The organism is Caballeronia sp. NK8 (genome assembly GCF_018408855.1).
In the GTDB taxonomy this organism is placed as follows: Bacteria; Pseudomonadota; Gammaproteobacteria; order Burkholderiales; family Burkholderiaceae; genus Caballeronia.
Window position 1 is genome coordinate 2,923,371 of record NZ_AP024322.1, and the last position, 15,441, is coordinate 2,938,811.

16 protein-coding genes are annotated in these 15,441 nt (G+C 63.8%); 4 read left to right on the forward strand and 12 right to left on the reverse strand.

The genetic code is table 11. The features are described 5' to 3' along the window. Positions 1–84: 84 nt before the first annotated feature. The 6 genes from NK8_RS13975 to NK8_RS14000 form a co-directional block, all read right to left on the reverse strand. Positions 85–1,056 carry a branched-chain amino acid ABC transporter permease gene (locus NK8_RS13975; RefSeq protein ID WP_162066881.1) on the reverse strand — a complete coding sequence of 324 codons (972 nt, stop codon included), beginning with the start codon at positions 1,054–1,056 and terminating at the stop codon, positions 85–87. Then, on the reverse strand, positions 1,056–1,940 hold the full coding sequence (locus tag NK8_RS13980) for a branched-chain amino acid ABC transporter permease (protein ID WP_213226684.1): 885 nt from the start codon (positions 1,938–1,940) through the stop codon (positions 1,056–1,058). Before NK8_RS13980 ends, NK8_RS13975 begins: the two co-directional genes overlap by 1 nt. A 96-nt stretch (positions 1,941–2,036) precedes the next feature. Beyond that, positions 2,037–3,257, reverse strand: coding sequence for an ABC transporter substrate-binding protein (locus tag NK8_RS13985; RefSeq protein ID WP_162066641.1), 1,221 nt, complete (start codon positions 3,255–3,257; stop codon positions 2,037–2,039). Between the two features lie 82 nt (positions 3,258–3,339). Then, positions 3,340–4,101 (reverse strand): ABC transporter ATP-binding protein, encoded by a 762-nt coding sequence (locus tag NK8_RS13990; protein ID WP_162066642.1) that lies wholly within the window; start codon positions 4,099–4,101, stop codon positions 3,340–3,342. Then, positions 4,098–4,877, reverse strand: coding sequence for an ABC transporter ATP-binding protein (locus tag NK8_RS13995; protein WP_008352429.1), 780 nt, complete (start codon positions 4,875–4,877; stop codon positions 4,098–4,100). Before NK8_RS13995 ends, NK8_RS13990 begins: the two co-directional genes overlap by 4 nt. A gap of 370 nt (positions 4,878–5,247) precedes the next feature. Next, positions 5,248–6,924 carry a GMC family oxidoreductase gene (locus tag NK8_RS14000; protein ID WP_213226685.1) on the reverse strand — a complete coding sequence of 559 codons (1,677 nt, stop codon included), beginning with the start codon at positions 6,922–6,924 and terminating at the stop codon, positions 5,248–5,250. Positions 6,925–7,048: 124 nt separating this feature from the next. On the opposite strand from NK8_RS14000, the gene NK8_RS14005 reads away from it, so the two are divergent. Together NK8_RS14005 and NK8_RS14010 are read left to right on the forward strand one after the other, a co-directional pair. After that, entirely contained in the window at positions 7,049–7,951 is a 903-nt protein-coding gene (locus NK8_RS14005; protein WP_213226686.1) for a LysR family transcriptional regulator, read from the forward strand. Between the two features lie 116 nt (positions 7,952–8,067). Continuing rightward, on the forward strand, positions 8,068–8,598 hold the full coding sequence (locus NK8_RS14010; RefSeq protein ID WP_162066645.1) for a class IV adenylate cyclase: 531 nt from the start codon (positions 8,068–8,070) through the stop codon (positions 8,596–8,598). Here NK8_RS14010 and NK8_RS14015 read toward each other — a convergent pair. Beyond that, on the reverse strand, positions 8,556–9,059 hold the full coding sequence (locus tag NK8_RS14015) for an Lrp/AsnC family transcriptional regulator (RefSeq protein WP_213226687.1): 504 nt from the start codon (positions 9,057–9,059) through the stop codon (positions 8,556–8,558). The two genes, NK8_RS14010 and NK8_RS14015, sit on opposite strands and share 43 nt — an antisense overlap. Positions 9,060–9,307: 248 nt before the next feature. Beyond that, positions 9,308–9,538, reverse strand: a complete 231-nt coding sequence (locus NK8_RS14020) for a DUF3717 domain-containing protein (protein ID WP_061174093.1) — start codon at positions 9,536–9,538, stop codon at positions 9,308–9,310. 169 nt (positions 9,539–9,707) lie between these two features. On the opposite strand from NK8_RS14020, the gene NK8_RS14025 reads away from it, so the two are divergent. Both NK8_RS14025 and NK8_RS14030 read left to right on the forward strand, forming a co-directional pair. Continuing rightward, positions 9,708–10,394 (forward strand): response regulator transcription factor, encoded by a 687-nt coding sequence (locus NK8_RS14025; RefSeq protein ID WP_014192702.1) that lies wholly within the window; start codon positions 9,708–9,710, stop codon positions 10,392–10,394. 80 nt (positions 10,395–10,474) lie between these two features. Continuing rightward, complete coding sequence (locus NK8_RS14030) at positions 10,475–11,932, forward strand: sensor histidine kinase (protein WP_213228659.1); 1,458 nt, start codon at positions 10,475–10,477, stop codon at positions 11,930–11,932. A 55-nt stretch (positions 11,933–11,987) separates the two neighbouring features. Here the strand turns inward: NK8_RS14030 and NK8_RS14035 are convergent, their stop codons facing one another. The 4 genes from NK8_RS14035 to NK8_RS14050 form a co-directional block, all read right to left on the reverse strand. Further along, a complete protein-coding gene (locus NK8_RS14035) occupies positions 11,988–12,458 on the reverse strand; it encodes an SET domain-containing protein (RefSeq protein ID WP_162066646.1) in 471 nt (156 codons plus the stop codon). Between the two features lie 180 nt (positions 12,459–12,638). Beyond that, positions 12,639–13,751 (reverse strand): NADH:flavin oxidoreductase/NADH oxidase, encoded by a 1,113-nt coding sequence (locus tag NK8_RS14040; protein ID WP_162066647.1) that lies wholly within the window; start codon positions 13,749–13,751, stop codon positions 12,639–12,641. A 96-nt stretch (positions 13,752–13,847) separates the two neighbouring features. Further along, positions 13,848–14,570 carry a glutamine amidotransferase gene (locus NK8_RS14045; RefSeq protein WP_213226688.1) on the reverse strand — a complete coding sequence of 241 codons (723 nt, stop codon included), beginning with the start codon at positions 14,568–14,570 and terminating at the stop codon, positions 13,848–13,850. Positions 14,571–14,701: 131 nt separating this feature from the next. Further along, a complete protein-coding gene (locus NK8_RS14050; RefSeq protein WP_162066649.1) occupies positions 14,702–15,346 on the reverse strand; it encodes a MarR family winged helix-turn-helix transcriptional regulator in 645 nt (214 codons plus the stop codon). Positions 15,347–15,441 lie beyond the last annotated feature (95 nt).

Consider the following 15,441-nt stretch of genomic DNA (forward strand, 5'->3'; position numbering starts at 1 on the left):
AAGCACCTCATCGGGGCGTATTTCTTGCAATACAGCGTGCTTCTCGCAATTGCACTATTGGTTCGGATCGCGAACCAAATACCTTCATCCTTGCAGCGGCCGAACCCGCGCGACGATCTCCCCGACGATCCCGCGGCGGAACGCCAGCACGCACGCGATGAAGATGACACCTGTCACGATCGTCACCGATTCGCCGAGCGAGTTGAACCACGCCACGCCCGTGATGCGCGCGATGCCGCTGCCGATATCCCCGAGCCGGTCCTCCAGCGCGACGATGATCGCCGCGCCGAGCAGCGGCCCGAACATCGTGCTCATGCCGCCGACGAGCGTCATCAGCACGACGAGGCCGGACATGGTCCAGTAGGCGTCGCCGAGCGTTTCGAAGCCGAGCACGACCGTCTTGAGCGAACCGGCGAAACCGGCCAGCCCCGCCGACAGCACGAACGCGAGCAGCTTGTAGCGCGAGGTGTCGTAGCCGAGCGAAATCGCGCGCGGCTCGTTTTCCTTGATCGCGATCAGCACTTGCCCGAACGGCGAATGTACGATCCGCACGATCAGCGCGAACGCGAACAGCATCACGACGAGCACGACGTAATAGAGCGTGATGTCGTTGCCGAGATCCACGACGTTGAAGAGCTTGCCGCGCGGCACACCTTGCAGACCGTCCTCGCCGTGCGTGAACGGCGCCTGCAGAAAGACGAAGTACACCATTTGCGCGAGGGCGAGCGTGACCATCGCGAAGTAGATGCCCTGACGCCGGATCGCCAGCAGGCCGGCGACGAGCCCGAGCAGCGTCGCCGCCGCCGTGCCCGCGATCACGCCGAGTTCCGGCGTGAAGTTGAGCGACTGGATGGCGTAGCCCGTGACATAACCCGCCGTCGCGAGGAACATCGCGTGCCCGAACGACAGCAGCCCCGTATAGCCGATCAGCAAGTTGAACGCCGCCGCGAACAGCGCGAAACACAGCACCTTCGCCATGAACAACGGATACACGCCGACGAACGGCGCCAGGGCCAAGCCGATCAGCAACAGGGCGTAGAGCGCTTTTCTCTGCATCATTTTTCCTTGCCGAAGAGTCCTGCCGGGCGAATCATCAACACGATCGCCATGATGACGAAGACGACCGTCGCGGACGCTTCCGGATAGAACACGCGCGTGAAGCCCTCGATCACGCCGAGCAGCAGGCCGGTGAGAATCGAACCCATGATCGAACCCATGCCGCCGATCACGACGACCGCGAACACGGTGATGATCATCGACTGGCCCATCAGCGGCGAGACCTGAATGACCGGCGCGGCCAGCACGCCCGCGAACGCCGCGAGCGCGACGCCGAAGCCGTAGGTGAGCGTGATCATCATCGGCACGTTGATGCCGAACGCCTCGACGAGCTTCGGGTTCTCCGTGCCCGCGCGCAGATACGCGCCGATACGCGTCTTCTCGATCACGAACCACGTCGCGAAACACACCGCGAGCGATGCGACGACCACCCACGCGCGATAGTTCGGCAGGAACATGAAGCCGAGATTGGTCGCGCCCGACAGCAGCGACGGCACGTCATAGGGCTGGCCCGACGAACCGTAGATGGAGCGGAACACGCCTTCGACCACGAGCGTGAGGCCGAAGGTGAGCAAGAGCCCGTAGAGATGGTCGAGCTTGTAGAGCCAGCGCAGCATCGAGCGCTCGACGAGCACGCCGAACAGCCCGACGATGAGCGGCGCGAGCACGAGCATCGCCCAGTATGGAATGTTGAGATACGAGTAGCCCATCCACGCGAGCATCGCGCCCAGCATGAAGAGCGCGCCGTGCGCGAAGTTGATGACGTTGAGCAGGCCGAAGATCACCGCGAGCCCGAGGCTCAGGATCGCGTAGAACGAGCCGTTCACCAGCCCAAGCAGCAGCTGGCTCATCATTGCGGCGAGTGGAATGCCGAATATTTCCATTGAACCTGCCGTCAGAAACGTGTTGACGCGGGTGCGACGGCGAAGCGGCCCTTTCGGCCGCCCGCCGCGCGAACGCGCTAAAGCACTACCGAACGCTTACTTCCAGAGCTTGCAGCGCGACTCCGCCTTCGTGCCGAACGCCTGATCGCCAGGAATCGTCGCGGTGATCTTGTAGTAGTCCCACGGCTCCTTCGATTCCGACGGCTTCTTCACTTCCATCAGGTACATGTCGTGGATCATCGCGCCGTCTTCGCGGATCGTGCCCTTCGCGTAGAAGTCGTCGATCTTGGTCTTGCGAAGCTGCGCCATCACCTTGTCGCTGTCGGTCGTGCCGGCTGCCTGCACGGCCTTCAGGTACGTCGTCACGGCGGAGTAGTCCGCTGCCTGCAGGCTCGACGGCATCTTCTTCATCTTGCCGAAGTAACGCTGTGCCCACTTGCGCGTGGTTTCATCCTTGTTCCAGTACCAGCTGTCCGTCGCGACGAGGCCTTGCGTCGTCTCCAGTCCGAGGCTGTGGATATCGTTGATGAAGATGAGCAGCGCGGCGATCTTCATCGACTTGGTGATGCCGAATTCCTTCGCGGCCTTGATCGAGTTGATCGTGTCGCCGCCCGCGTTCGCGAGGCCGAGCACCTGTGCCTTCGATCCCTGCGCCTGCAACAGGAACGACGAGAAGTCCGACGCGGACAGCGGATGGCGCACCTCGCCCAGCACCTGGCCGCCGTTGGCCTTCACGACATCCGATGTGTTCTTTTCCAGCGCCTTGCCGAACGCATAGTCGGCGGTCAGGAAGTACCACGTCTTGCCGCCCTGCTTGGTCACCGCGGAACCGGTGCCCTTCGCGAGCGCCATCGTGTCGTACGCGTAGTGGACCGTGTACGGCGAGCATTGCTCGTTGGTCAGGTTGTCCGCGCCCGCGCCGATGTTGATATACGGGGTCTTCTTTTCCGCCGCGACTTGCGCGGTGGACAGCGCCGTCGCCGAGTTCGTGCCGCCGATGATCACGTTTACGCCATCGCGGTCGATCCATTCGCGTGCGCGCGATGCGGCGATGTCGGCCTTGTTCTGGTGATCCGCGTAGACGAGTTCGATCGGCTTGCCGTTGACCTTGCCGCCGAAATCTGCGATCGCCATGCGAATGGCTTCGAGGCCGCCGGGGCCGTCGATATCGGCATACAGGCCCGACAGATCGGTGACGAAACCGATCTTCACGCTATTGCCGTCGGCGGCGCTGGCGCTCGTGCTCATCACCGCCACACTCGCCGCCGCAGCCGCAAAGCACAGAGTAGAGAGGCGCGCGAGGGTCTTCTTTTTCATTCCAGTCTCCATGAGTTTTGATTCGATGCGTGTTACTGGTGTTGCCCTGCTGATGTCCTGCGATGTGCTGCGCTGAAGAGAACTACACCCCGAGCAATTCGTGCAGCACTGGCATCTTCGCTTCGAGTTCCCCCGCGCCGAAATGCTCGACGATGTTTCCGTGCTCCATCACGTAAAAGCGGTCCGCGAGCGGCGCCGCGAAACGAAAATTCTGTTCGACCATGACGATGGTGTAACCGCGCGACTTCAGCATGAGAATCATGCGCGCGAGTGTCTGCACGATGACCGGCGCGAGACCTTCCGAGATTTCATCGAGCAGAAGCAGATTCGCGCCCGTGCGCAGAATGCGCGCGACAGCCAGCATCTGCTGCTCGCCGCCCGAAAGACGCGTGCCCTGGCTGGCGCGGCGCTCCTTCAGGTTCGGGAACATCGAGTAGATCTCGTCGAGCGACATCGCGTCCTTGGCGGGGCCGATGAGCGGCGGCAGAAGCAGGTTCTCCTCGCACGACAGGCTCGAAAAAATGCCGCGCTCCTCCGGACAATAGCCGACCCCGTAATGCGCGATCCGGTGCGTCGCAAGCCCGATGGTTTCGTTTCCCGCGACGCGAATCGAGCCCGTCCTCCGTCCCGTCAATCCCATGATGGCGCGCAGCGTCGTCGTGCGGCCCGCGCCGTTGCGGCCGAGCAGCGTCACCACTTCGCCGCGATTCACCTTGAGGTCCACGCCGTGCAGGATGTGCGATTCCCCGTACCACGCCTGCATACCCGAAATTTCCAGCGCGGGCACATTGCCCGCCGCGCCGTTCGCCTCGCGCGAGCGGCGCTCCTCCACGGTCGTACTCATGCATGCGCTCCGGTGAGCGCCGCATCGGCGCTGCCCATGTAGGCTTCCATCACGAGCGGATTCTTCGACACTTCCGCATAGCTGCCTTCGGCCAGCACTTCGCCGCGCTGAAGTACGGTGATGGTGTCGGAGATGCCCGCGATCACGTTCATGTTGTGCTCGACCATCAGGATGGTGCGGCCCGCCGACACTTTCTTGATCAGCGCCGTCACGCGATCGACGTCCTCGTGGCCCATGCCTTGCGTGGGTTCGTCGAGGAGCATGAGCTCGGGCTCCATCGACAGGGTGGTCGCGATTTCCAGCGCGCGCTTGCGGCCATACGAAAGCTCGACAGTCTTCGTATCGGCGAAATCGGTGAGGCCGACTTGCGTGAGCAGGTCCATCGCGCGATCGTTGAGCGCATCGAGCGAACGTTCGCTGCGCCAGAAATGGAACGACGTGCCCAATTGCCGCTGCAGGCCGATCCGCACGTTCTGCAAGACCGTCAGATGCGGAAACACGGCGGAAATCTGAAACGAGCGGATGATGCCGCGCCGCGCGATATGCGCAGGCCGTTCGCGCGTGATGTCCGTGCCGTTGAAAACGATCTGGCCCGCAGTGGGTTCGAGGAACTTGGTGAGCAGATTGAAGCAGGTGGTCTTGCCTGCGCCGTTCGGTCCGATCAGCGCGTGGATCGATCCGCGGCGCACGCGCAGGTTCACGCCATTCACGGCCGTGAAGCCTTTGAATTCCTTGGTGAGCCCTCGCGTTTCGAGAATGGTGTCGCCGAGAATCATGTCCCCTTCCATGCGAAGTGAGACGCTGGGCAAACCGTGTTCGCCTGCGCCTTATTATTTCTTTCCGCGCGCACCGAACGTTGTCCCCATTCCGGTACTGCTTCGCTTCGCGCACCGCTGTTGCGGCCGCACAAAGTGTGCACGTGGCATGCCGAGCATCACTAATTCCGGGGCCATTGTCGCGCCAATGATGCAGCGCAATCATTGGGATTTGCACTAACTAACGAAATGCTTGGAGCCTTCAGCCATGCACGCAATAAGGGCATGACGAATGCTTATTCCCTGCGCGGGTAAGCATTGCACCGTGCACGTCATGCGCGCGCCATGCACATGTCATCCCGACATGTGAAGCACGGTTTTCATCGACCTGTCACGCAAGCGCCGTTGCAATCACTTCCTGCGCCTCGATGCCGCGCCGGTCCTCGCGAATCATGGCGCTTGCGCGCTCTGCGATCATGAGCGTCGGCGAGTTCGTGTTGCCCGACGTGATCGTAGGCATCACCGATGCGTCGACCACGCGCAGCCCGCGCACGCCGATCACGCGCAAGCGGCTGTCGACGACCGCGCCCGGATCGTTGTCCGTGCCCATGCGGCACGTGCCGACCGGATGGAAGATCGTCGTGCCGACCTTGCCCGCGGCTTCGGCGAGTTCTTCCTGCGTCTGATACTGGATGCCCGGAAGAATCTCTTCGGGCGCGTATTGCGCCAGCGCGGGCGCGCCGACGATGCGCCGCGTGAGCCGCAACGAATTCGCGGCGACTTCGCGGTCGCGCTCCGTCGACAGATAGTTCGGTGCGATCAACGGCGCTGCATGTGCATCCGGCGATTCGATATGCACGCTGCCGCGCGATGTCGGCCGCAGATTGCACACCGATGCCGTGAAGGCGTTGAACGCATGCAGCGGCTCGCCGAAGCGTTCAAGCGACAAAGGCTGGACGTGATATTCGACATCGGCCCGCTTGATCGATGCGTCATCGGGATTCGACTTCGCGAACGCGCCGAGCTGCGACGGCGCCATCGACATCGGGCCGCTTCGCATCAAAGCGTATTGCATGCCGATGAACAGCTTGCCCCACCAGTGCGCCGACAACGTGTTGAGCGTACGCACACCGTTGACCTTGTACGCCATGCGCAATTGCAAGTGGTCCTGCAGATTTTCGCCGACGCCGCGCAGGCTCTTCACGACATCGATGCCGAGCCGTTGCAGACGCTCGCCATTGCCGATACCCGACAGTTCGAGAATCTGCGGCGAATTCACCGCGCCCGCGCTGAGGATGACTTCGCGATGCGCACGCGCGATGTAATCGACATCGCCGCCGCGATACTCGACGCCGACACAGCGCGTGCCTTCGAACACGAGACGCTGTGTATGCGCACCGGTGATCGTGGTGAGATTGGGACGCTTCATCGCTTCGCGCAGGAAGGCTTTCGCCGCGTTCCAGCGAATCCCGCCGCGCTGGTTCACTTCGAAATAACCGACACCCGTGTTGTCGCCGCGATTGAAATCGTCCGTCGCGGGAATGCCGCTTTGTTGCGCGGCTTGCGCAAAGGTTTCGAGAATCTTCCACTTGAGGCGCTGCTTCTCGACGCGCCATTCGCCGCCCGCGCCATGCCATGAATTGCCGCCGCCGTGATGATCCTCGCTGCGCATGAACACGGGCAGCACCGAATCCCACGACCAGTTCGGATCGCCGCTGACGTGCGCCCACTCGTCGTAGTCTTCGCGCTGGCCGCGCATGTAGATCATGCCGTTGATCGACGAGCATCCGCCGAGCACGCGTCCGCGCGGATACGCCAGCGTGCGGCCGTTCAGACCCGCTTCGGCCTGCGTCTTGTAGAGCCAGTCCGTGCGCGGATTGCCGATGCAATACAGATAGCCGACCGGAATGTGGATCCAGTGATAGTCGTCCTTGCCGCCGGCTTCGAGCAGCAGCACGTTCACGTCCGGATCTTCGGTGAGCCGATTCGCAAGCACGCATCCCGCCGTGCCCGCGCCGACGATGATGTAGTCGAATTCACCTTCCAGCTTGCGCGCGTTCTGTTTCATCGATGTCTCCTGGTGCGCCGTCTATTGCCGTCTATTGCGACTCAACCCGAGCGTACTGCCGGATGCGCCCCCGAATCCAATGAGATATGTTCAATTGAGATATAAGAAGCTTTAATATCAGCCGATGGACTACACCTTATTGCGCGCATTTATCGCCGTCGCACGCGAAGGCAATCTGACGCGTGCCGCCGCGCAACTGCATCTCACGCAGCCAGCCGTCAGCCTGCAGATCAAGAACCTGCAGGAGATGCTGGGCGTCGTGCTGTTCTCGCGCACGTCGCACGGTCTTCTGCTGACGCGCGATGGCGAAGCGCTGCTGCCGCACGCCGAACGCGCGCTCGCCGCCGCCGCCGACGTGCAGCGCGCGGCGGCCGCGCTGCGTCATGAAGTGAGCGGCACGCTGCGCATCGGCACGATTCTCGATCCCGAGTTTCTGCGCCTCGGCGGCTTTCTGCGGCAACTGGTGGAGACGCATCCGCGCATCGAGACCTCCCTGCGGCACGGCATGTCGGGCTGGATGCTGGAGCGCGTGCGGGCGCGCGAGCTGGACGTGGGCTATTACATCGGCGATCCGGCCATCGACGGCACGCGCGACGGTGAACGCTTTCACGTTATCAGGCTCACCCCGTTTCTGTATCGCGTGCTGGCGCCGGCGGGCTGGCACAACCGCGTCAACAAGGGCAAACGGAGCTGGGCGGCGCTCGCCAAGCTGCCGTGGATCTGGACGCCGCCCGAATCCGCGCACAACCGGCTCCTGTCGCGCATTTTTCGCGAGGCCGGCGCGATGCCGGTGATCGTCGCGGAGGTGGATCAGGAGCCGTCGATGCTCGATCTCGTGAAATCGGGCGTCGGTCTCTCGCTCGCGCGCGATTCGATCGCGCTGGCGCAGGCGCATGCGCACGCGCTGACGATCGTCGAAGGCGTCACCGTGCCGACGCAGTTGTCCTTCGTCACGCTCGCGGAGCGCCGCGAGGAACCCGCGATCGCGGCGGCGCTGCGGCTGATCGACGCACAATGGGCGGTTTGACAAGACATCTCGGTGGAAATACCGGGTCGGCGCGCAGGTGCATTCAAGCGGGTTTCATCGATTATTTGCTAGGCTGAGCCCTCGCTCATCCATCCCATTGTGTTCGAGGAGCCTTCATGGCACGCAACATCGAAATCAAGGCGCGCGCGCATCGATTCGAGCAACTCCGCGAGCGCGCGGCCGCGCTCGCCCCCGACGCACCGCTGGTTTTCCGCCAACAGGACTTCTTCTACGACGTGCCCACCGGCCGCCTCAAGCTGCGCCAGTTCGACGACGGCACGCCGTCCGAGCTGATCTTCTATCAGCGCGACGACCGCGACGGCCCGAAAGTCTCGTACTACTCGCGCAGCCCGGTCACGAATCCGGAAGCGATGCACGCGCTGCTCGCGCAGGCGCTGACCACGCGCGGCATCGTCTCGAAGGAGCGGCACGTGTATCTCGTCGGGCGCACGCGCATTCATCTGGATCGGGTGGACGGCCTCGGCGATTTCATCGAGCTGGAAGTGGTGCTCGGCCAGGACGACGACGAAGCCGGCGGCGAACAGGAAGCGCACGCGATGTTCGCGCGTCTCGGCGTCGCGCAGACGGACCTCGTGCCGCTCGCTTACGTGGATTTGCTCAGTCCTGGGTCATCCTCGGCCAGATGAGTGAGCGGCAAAGGGCCGTTGCGCTTGAACGTCGTCAGCACGATGTTCGAGCGCACGCTGTCGACGCCCGGCACACGCATCAGCTTTTTCATGACGAAGCCTGAGAGCGCGTTCAGATCGGGCGCGACGATGCGCAACAGGTAGTCCGCATCGCCGACGGTCGCGTGACATTCGAGCACTTCGGGCAGCATCTCGATCTGCTGCTGAAACTGCTCGATGACCGAATCGCCGTGATGCTTCAATTTCAGGCTCGTGAATGCGGTCACGCCGAGACCGAGCTTCTCAGGCCGCAACACCACCCGATACCCTTCGATGACCCCCGTCGCTTCCAGCCGCTGCAGACGCCGCCCGATCTGCGACGGCGAAAGCGGCACTTGCTCGCCCAGTTGCTGATGCGTGGCGCGCCCGAAACGCTGAAGGACGTCGAGCAGGGCGAGGTCGAAATGATCGAGTTCGAGCATGAGGCGGATGCGCGCAGAAACCGTGGTGAATGCGACTTTATCGCATTGACGCGCTATCGCTCACAAACCCTTTGCGCAAAAGGGCCGTTTCGCGCACACTTTACGAAGTCATTACGGCGGCAAACAAGGTAACACGCGTGTTACCAACCATGACATAGCTGAAAGGCGAATAAGCGCGGATTTTCGACGAATCGACGCAAATGCAAGCATTCAGGCATTAAACAGAAAGCTTGAACGTCAAATACCTTTCAGTTTCGAATGCCATTCTTGAAGCACGCGTAAGCTTCCCACGCGGCGCGCGCCTCGTCGTCGAGTTGCTCGGGCGTCGTGCTGGACTGACGCTGTACAATCAGCAGCGCATAGGGCCTGGACAGCGCGCTCGCCTCCTTGCAGAGGCTGAGTTCGTCGCCGCTCGACGGGGAGCGGCCGCGCCAGTAGTTGATCGCGGCTTCGAGTTCGTGGATCGGGATGACAGCCATGTCCGGGCAGAAATACAAAGGTGTACGGCCGCACGCGGCTTCCGGGATACGGTCGCGCAACGCCGCATGAGATGTGAGTTTTAACCGGCTCGAGCCCGCGCCGCCTCGTCGTGCAAGTCACCGACCGCCCCGCCCGCCCGAGCTCAACCCATTGTACTTGAGCGACTCCATGCGAATCCTTCTGATCGAAGACGACCGCCCCATCGCGCGCGGCATTCAAAGCAGCCTCGAACAATCCGGCTTCACGGTCGACATGGTGCACGACGGCATCTTCGCCGAGCAGGCGCTCGCGCAGAACCGCCATGAACTCGTCATTCTCGATCTCGGCTTGCCCGGCATCGACGGCATGACGCTGCTCTCGCGTTTCCGCCAGAGCAACCGTCACACGCCGGTGATCATCCTCACCGCGCGCGACGAACTGCACGACCGCGTGCAGGGCCTGAACAGCGGCGCCGACGACTACATGCTCAAGCCGTTCGAGCCGCAGGAACTCGAAGCGCGCATCCGCGCCGTGATGCGCCGCAGCGGCCCGCACGGCGACGTGCCGCGCCCCGAGGTGTCGCTGGGCGGCTTGCGCCTGTCGGGTGTTGATCGCCGGATCTTCAACGACGAACGTCCGCTCGAACTCTCGCCGCGCGAATTCGCGGTGCTCGAAATGCTCTTGCTGCGTCATGGCCGCGTCGTCAGCAAGGCGCAGCTGCAGGATCACCTGACGCACTTCGGCGGCGATCTCGGCGATACGGCTATCGAAGTCTATGTGCATCGCGTGCGCAAAAAGCTCGAAAACACGCGCGTGGAGATCGTGACGGTTCGCGGCTTCGGCTATCTGCTGCAGGAGATCCGGCAAGCGGCGTAATGCTTCTGCCGTAGACCGCCTTGCGATTTCCCACCCGCCGCGCGGGCGATCAGCGTTTCGCCCGCGAAGACTGGCTCGATCTGGCGCGCTCGAAAGCCGCCGAGACGCCGGTGCCGCCGAGCCTGCGGCGCACGCTGCTGCGCCGCCTTGCCGCGCCGTTGTCCCTGCTCGCGCTGATGAGCGGTCTCATGGCGTACTGGCTCGCCTGGCAATACACGCAACATGTGGTCGACCGCTCGCTCGCGGATCTCGCCACCGCCATCTCCAAGCAGATCCAGCTCGCGGGCGTCGATGCCCCCGTCACCGTGCCGCCGCTCGCGCAGGCGATGTTCTCCGATCCTGTCGAGCAGCTCATCTACCGCATCAGCACGGGCGACGAGGAGATCGCCGGCGAGCCCGACCTGCCGCTCACCGGCACCAGCGTGCGGCGCATTCACTACGCGTACGTCTTCGAGACGCATTTTCAGGGCGTGTCCGTGCGCGCGGCGCAAGTGCGCGTGCCGCAGCCGACCGGCAATCCGATCGTCGTCGAGGTGGCGCAGCGCGTGGGCTCGCGATATCGCATCGCGGTGGAATTCCTGATCGCGATCATGATGCCGCTGCTGTTGCTGCTGCTCGCCGGCTGGGTGATCGTCTGGCGCGTCGTGAATCAGCAATTGAATCCGCTCACCGATCTCGCGGACACGCTCAATCAGCAGACCCACATCTCGCTCGAACCGGTCGATGAAACCTACGTGCCGAGCGAAATCCGCCCGCTCACCAGCGCGATGAACGGCCTGCTCGTGCGCCTGCAAGCGGCGCTCGATGCACAGCGCAAATTCATCGCCGATGCCGCGCATCAGTTGCGCACGCCGCTGACCGCGGTCAAGCTGCACGCGGAGCAGGCGCTCAGCTCGCGCGACCCGGCGAAGGCGATCGAAGCGGTGAAGGAGTTGCGCGCATCGGCGGATCGTGCGGTGCGTCTGTCGAACCAGTTGCTTTCACTCGCGCGCGCCGAGCCGGGCGAACAGGCCGCGCGTTTCGCCGATTTCGACCTCGCCGCGCTCGCCTTCGAAACCGGCGCGGAATGGGTGCCGCGGGCGCTCGCCGCGCGCGTGGACCTCGGCTTCCAGCGTCTGGACGATCCCGACAACGAGCATCCGCTGATCGTGCGCGGCAACATCGTGCTCAGCCGCGAAGTGCTCGCGAATCTGATCGACAACGCACTCAAGTACATTCCGCCGTTTCGCGCCGAGGGCGCGCGCATCACCATGACGGTCACGGAATGGCGCGACGCGAACGACCGCCGCTTCGGCGAAGTCGTCGTGGAGGACAACGGCCCTGGCGTGCCGCCGGATCAGCAACCGGATCTCTTCAAACGCTTCTTCCGCGGCGACGGGCAAAGCGTGGAAGGCGGCGCGGGCCTCGGGCTCGCGATCGTTCACGACATCATGGTGCTGCACGGCGGCACCGTGCATTACGAAGACGCGCCTGAAGGCGGTGCGCGCTTCATCGTACGCATGCCGCTGAAGGAACCGAAGCCGGCCGACGCGGAATGAAAAGAGCCACGCGCTTGCGTGGCTCGTTCGAATCGATGCAGCGGGTGCACGCGGCCTACTTTTTCTTCTTTTCCTTTTCCTTCTTTACCGCGAGCATCGTGCCGCGGCACTTCTTCGCGCCGCATCGGCACTCGTATTCCTTCTTGAGCTTCTTCGTGATGCGGCCGTCGATGACGAGTCCGTAGTCGTAGTTCAACTCTTCGTCCGGTTCGATGGCGCGCAGCGCGTGAATGAACACGCGGCCTTCGACTTCCTCGGCCTCGCAGTTCGGCGCGCACGAGTGATTGATGTACTTCGCGCTGTTGCCGTCGATCTTGCCGTCGATCACGTGGCCATCGTCGAGCGCGAAGTAGAACGTGTGGTTCGGCTCTTCGGGATTGTGGGGATGACGGCGCAGCGCTTCCTTCCACGAAATGCGCTCGCCTTTGTATTCCATCACCTGCTCGCCCGCGGCAATCCGCTTCACGGCAAACACGCCCTTGCCATGCACGCCGGAGCGGCGAACGGTGACCCTGCGTGAACTCATCGAACGAATCCTTAAATAACGCTTCGCTCCCGCGCGATCGGGATGAACATCGGGATGAAAAAAAACGCGGTGACCTCGAAGGCGCCGCGTTCGCTCGGTTGAACGCTCGCGCTCAACACACCGGTATCCTACACTCCCGGCGCGCGATAGCTCAACCGTCTGGATGATGTTCGAAGCTTTTCAGCGTTGCCCGATAGTGATCTCTCCAAAGAGATTCTTCTGATCGCGCGGCTGCGAACGCCAGTACTGCGGCGGCGCAGTGACGGTCGCGCCGAGCTCGGCCGCCGCGTGCCACGGCCAGCGCGGATCGTAGAGCATCGCGCGCGCCATCGCGACGTAATCGGCCTGGCCGCTCGCGACGATTTCCTCCGCTTCCTTCGCCTCGGTGATCAGACCCACTGCGACGGTGTTCACGCCCGTCGCTTCCTTCACGGCCTGCGCGAACGGCACCTGATAACCCGACGACAACGGAATCTTCTGCAACGGCGATACGCCGCCCGACGACACATCGACCCAGTCGACGCCGCGCTTCTTCAGTTCCGACGCGAACGCGATCGTGTCTTCGATACCCCATCCGCCCTCGACCCAATCGGTCGCGGAGACGCGCACGCCGACGGGCTTGTCGGCGGGAAACGCAGCGCGCACGGCATCGAAGATTTCGAGCGGGAAACGCATGCGGTTCTCGCGCGAGCCGCCGTATTCGTCGGTGCGTTGATTGGCGAGCGGCGACAGGAACTGATGCAGCAGATAACCGTGCGCGCAATGCACCTCGATACCGTCGATGCCGAGTCGCGCCGCACGCTTCGCCGACGCGACGAACGCTTCCTTCACGCGAATCAGGCCGGCGGCGTCGAGCGCGAGCGGCGGCGTTTCTTCCGGCTTGTGCGGCACGGCGGAGGGCGCGAAGGTCATCCAGCCGCCATCGGCGACGGAGATCAGCTGCCCGCCTTCCCACGGCTTGCGGCTCGATGCCTTGCGGCCCGCGTGCGACAACTGCATCGTCACCGCGATCTTCGAATACTGGCGGATCGCGGCGAGCACCGGGCGCAGCGCGGCTTCGGTGACGTCATCCCACAGCCCGAGATCGCCTGGCGTGATGCGGCCGTCCGGCTCGACAGCCGTCGCCTCGATGAACAGCATGCCCGCGCCCGACAGCGCGAGCTGGCCGAGATGGATCATGTGCCATGCCGTGGCTTCGCCGCGCTCGGCGGAGTACTGACACATCGGCGACACGAAGACGCGATTGGGGATCTGAAGACTGCGGAGGGTCGTGGGAGTGAACAGCGCGCTCATGGCGGTGGCTCGTCGCAAGAGAGAAGCGATCGAGGATAGCACCGCGAATCGCGGCGTGCAGAACGCCCGCCGCCCGATGCTTCATACCATCACACGTCAGCGCGTCGACACGGTGAAGCGGTCGAGCCATTCGCCGAACATCGCGCGCGCCGCGCGTTCGAGATTCGCGCCGTGACGCGCGGTTTCCTCGCGCAGCGCGGGGACCGTCGTGCCGCTCCTCGCGATATCGCCGGGATAGGCGACCAGCCAGCTCTCGAAGCGCTCCGTGAGCACTTCCGGATGGCACTGCAGCGCGAGCACGTGATCGCCCCAGGCGAACGCCTGATGCGCGCAGACATCGGTGGATGCGAGCAGCGTCGCGTCCTTGGGAAGGTCGAAGGTGTCGCCGTGCCAGTGAAAGACGGGCACTGCCGCGCCATCGGCTTCGAGATGACGCAGCGCGGACGCGCGGCCCGCGTCGGTCAGCGTGAGCGGCGACCAGCCGAGCTCGAACTGGCCCGACGGATACACCCGCGCGCCGAGCGCCCGCGCGATCAGCTGCGAGCCCAGACAGATTCCGATGGTCGGCAAGCCCGCCGCGATGCGCTTTTCGAGCATCGACAGCAGCGGCGCGAGATGCGGATAGTGCGCGTCCTCGTAGGCGCCGATCGGCCCGCCGAGCACGACGAGCAGCGAGGGATCGAGAGGATTGGGCGCGTCGATGCGGCCGCGCCCGACGTCCAGATAGCGCACCAGGTGGCCGCGATCGCCGAGTACGTGTTCGAGGCTGCCCAGATCTTCGAAATAGACGTGGCGAATCGCCAGGACTTCATGTTTCATCGGCGGCATTCTCGGAACGGGGTTGTGACGAGCCGCGCCTCGCGGTGAGGCGCGACGGGCACAGTCTAACCGACTCGCCGCGGCCTCACAGCGCCGGATGACGCCAAATGCATGCTACCGACCGACCGCGTTCAGGCGAGCTGGGCGAAGATTTTCCAGCTCTTCTTCTGCGTGGCGACGTCGGCTTCTTCGTATACCGAACAGTCGAGACGCAGATCGGTATCCGCCATGTCGAGGTGCAGAAGCGCGCAGTGATGCGGCGTCTTCTTCGGATTCTTGCTCGCTTCGAAGTGCGAGCAGGTAAGGCACATGCGATGCGCCGGAATCTGCTCCTGCGATTCGAGCTGACGGATCGTCTTCAGGAGCGTGCGATAGAACGCCACCTGCTCGTCCTGGCGCAGCGTGCCGACCGCCTTCGCGAGGAAGTCCGGCCATTGCAGCGCTTTCTTCGCAGCCGTGCGGCCACGCGCCGTCAGACGCACCGCGAGCGCGCGGCCGTCGTCGAGCGCGCGACGTTTCTCGACGAGACCCTTGCCTTCGAGCGTGCTCACCGCATCGCTCGTCGTGGCGGCGGTCAGCGCCGTTTCACGCGCGATCTCGCCGAGGCGCATCGGCCCCTTGCGCTGCATCAGCAGAACGAGAATTTCACCCTGGGTCGGCGTCAGCCCCGCGCCTTCCGCCCATTCCCATGCCTGGCTGCGCATCGCCGTGCTCAGCCGCAGCAGGCCGTGGGTCACCCGCCCCGTCGCCTGCTCTCCGTAAACGCCTTCACTCATAGTCTTTCGCTTGTTGTTCCGCTTATGTGTTCTGACGGCCCGTTCGCGCAACCGCCGCGAACACCTCGTTCGAAATGCCGCCCGCAGAATGTACT

What these genes read in the sequence shown, in the direction of transcription:
- NK8_RS14050 (WP_162066649.1), bottom strand. Translation starts at nt 15,346, where the DNA reads ATGAGTGAAGGCGTTTACGGAGAGCAGGCGACGGGGCGGGTGACCCAC.
- NK8_RS14040 (WP_162066647.1), bottom strand. Translation starts at nt 13,751, where the DNA reads ATGAGCGCGCTGTTCACTCCCACGACCCTCCGCAGTCTTCAGATCCCC.
- NK8_RS13980 (WP_213226684.1), bottom strand. Translation starts at nt 1,940, where the DNA reads ATGGAAATATTCGGCATTCCACTCGCCGCAATGATGAGCCAGCTGCTG.
- NK8_RS14000 (WP_213226685.1), bottom strand. Translation starts at nt 6,924, where the DNA reads ATGAAACAGAACGCGCGCAAGCTGGAAGGTGAATTCGACTACATCATC.
- NK8_RS14045 (WP_213226688.1), bottom strand. Translation starts at nt 14,570, where the DNA reads ATGAAACATGAAGTCCTGGCGATTCGCCACGTCTATTTCGAAGATCTG.
- NK8_RS14015 (WP_213226687.1), bottom strand. Translation starts at nt 9,059, where the DNA reads ATGCTCGAACTCGATCATTTCGACCTCGCCCTGCTCGACGTCCTTCAG.
- NK8_RS13990 (WP_162066642.1), bottom strand. Translation starts at nt 4,101, where the DNA reads ATGAGTACGACCGTGGAGGAGCGCCGCTCGCGCGAGGCGAACGGCGCG.
- NK8_RS13975 (WP_162066881.1), bottom strand. Translation starts at nt 1,056, where the DNA reads ATGCAGAGAAAAGCGCTCTACGCCCTGTTGCTGATCGGCTTGGCCCTG.
- NK8_RS14025 (WP_014192702.1), top strand. Translation starts at nt 9,708, where the DNA reads ATGCGAATCCTTCTGATCGAAGACGACCGCCCCATCGCGCGCGGCATT.
- NK8_RS13985 (WP_162066641.1), bottom strand. Translation starts at nt 3,257, where the DNA reads ATGAAAAAGAAGACCCTCGCGCGCCTCTCTACTCTGTGCTTTGCGGCT.
- NK8_RS14035 (WP_162066646.1), bottom strand. Translation starts at nt 12,458, where the DNA reads ATGAGTTCACGCAGGGTCACCGTTCGCCGCTCCGGCGTGCATGGCAAG.
- NK8_RS13995 (WP_008352429.1), bottom strand. Translation starts at nt 4,877, where the DNA reads ATGATTCTCGGCGACACCATTCTCGAAACGCGAGGGCTCACCAAGGAA.
- NK8_RS14005 (WP_213226686.1), top strand. Translation starts at nt 7,049, where the DNA reads ATGGACTACACCTTATTGCGCGCATTTATCGCCGTCGCACGCGAAGGC.
- NK8_RS14020 (WP_061174093.1), bottom strand. Translation starts at nt 9,538, where the DNA reads ATGGCTGTCATCCCGATCCACGAACTCGAAGCCGCGATCAACTACTGG.
- NK8_RS14010 (WP_162066645.1), top strand. Translation starts at nt 8,068, where the DNA reads ATGGCACGCAACATCGAAATCAAGGCGCGCGCGCATCGATTCGAGCAA.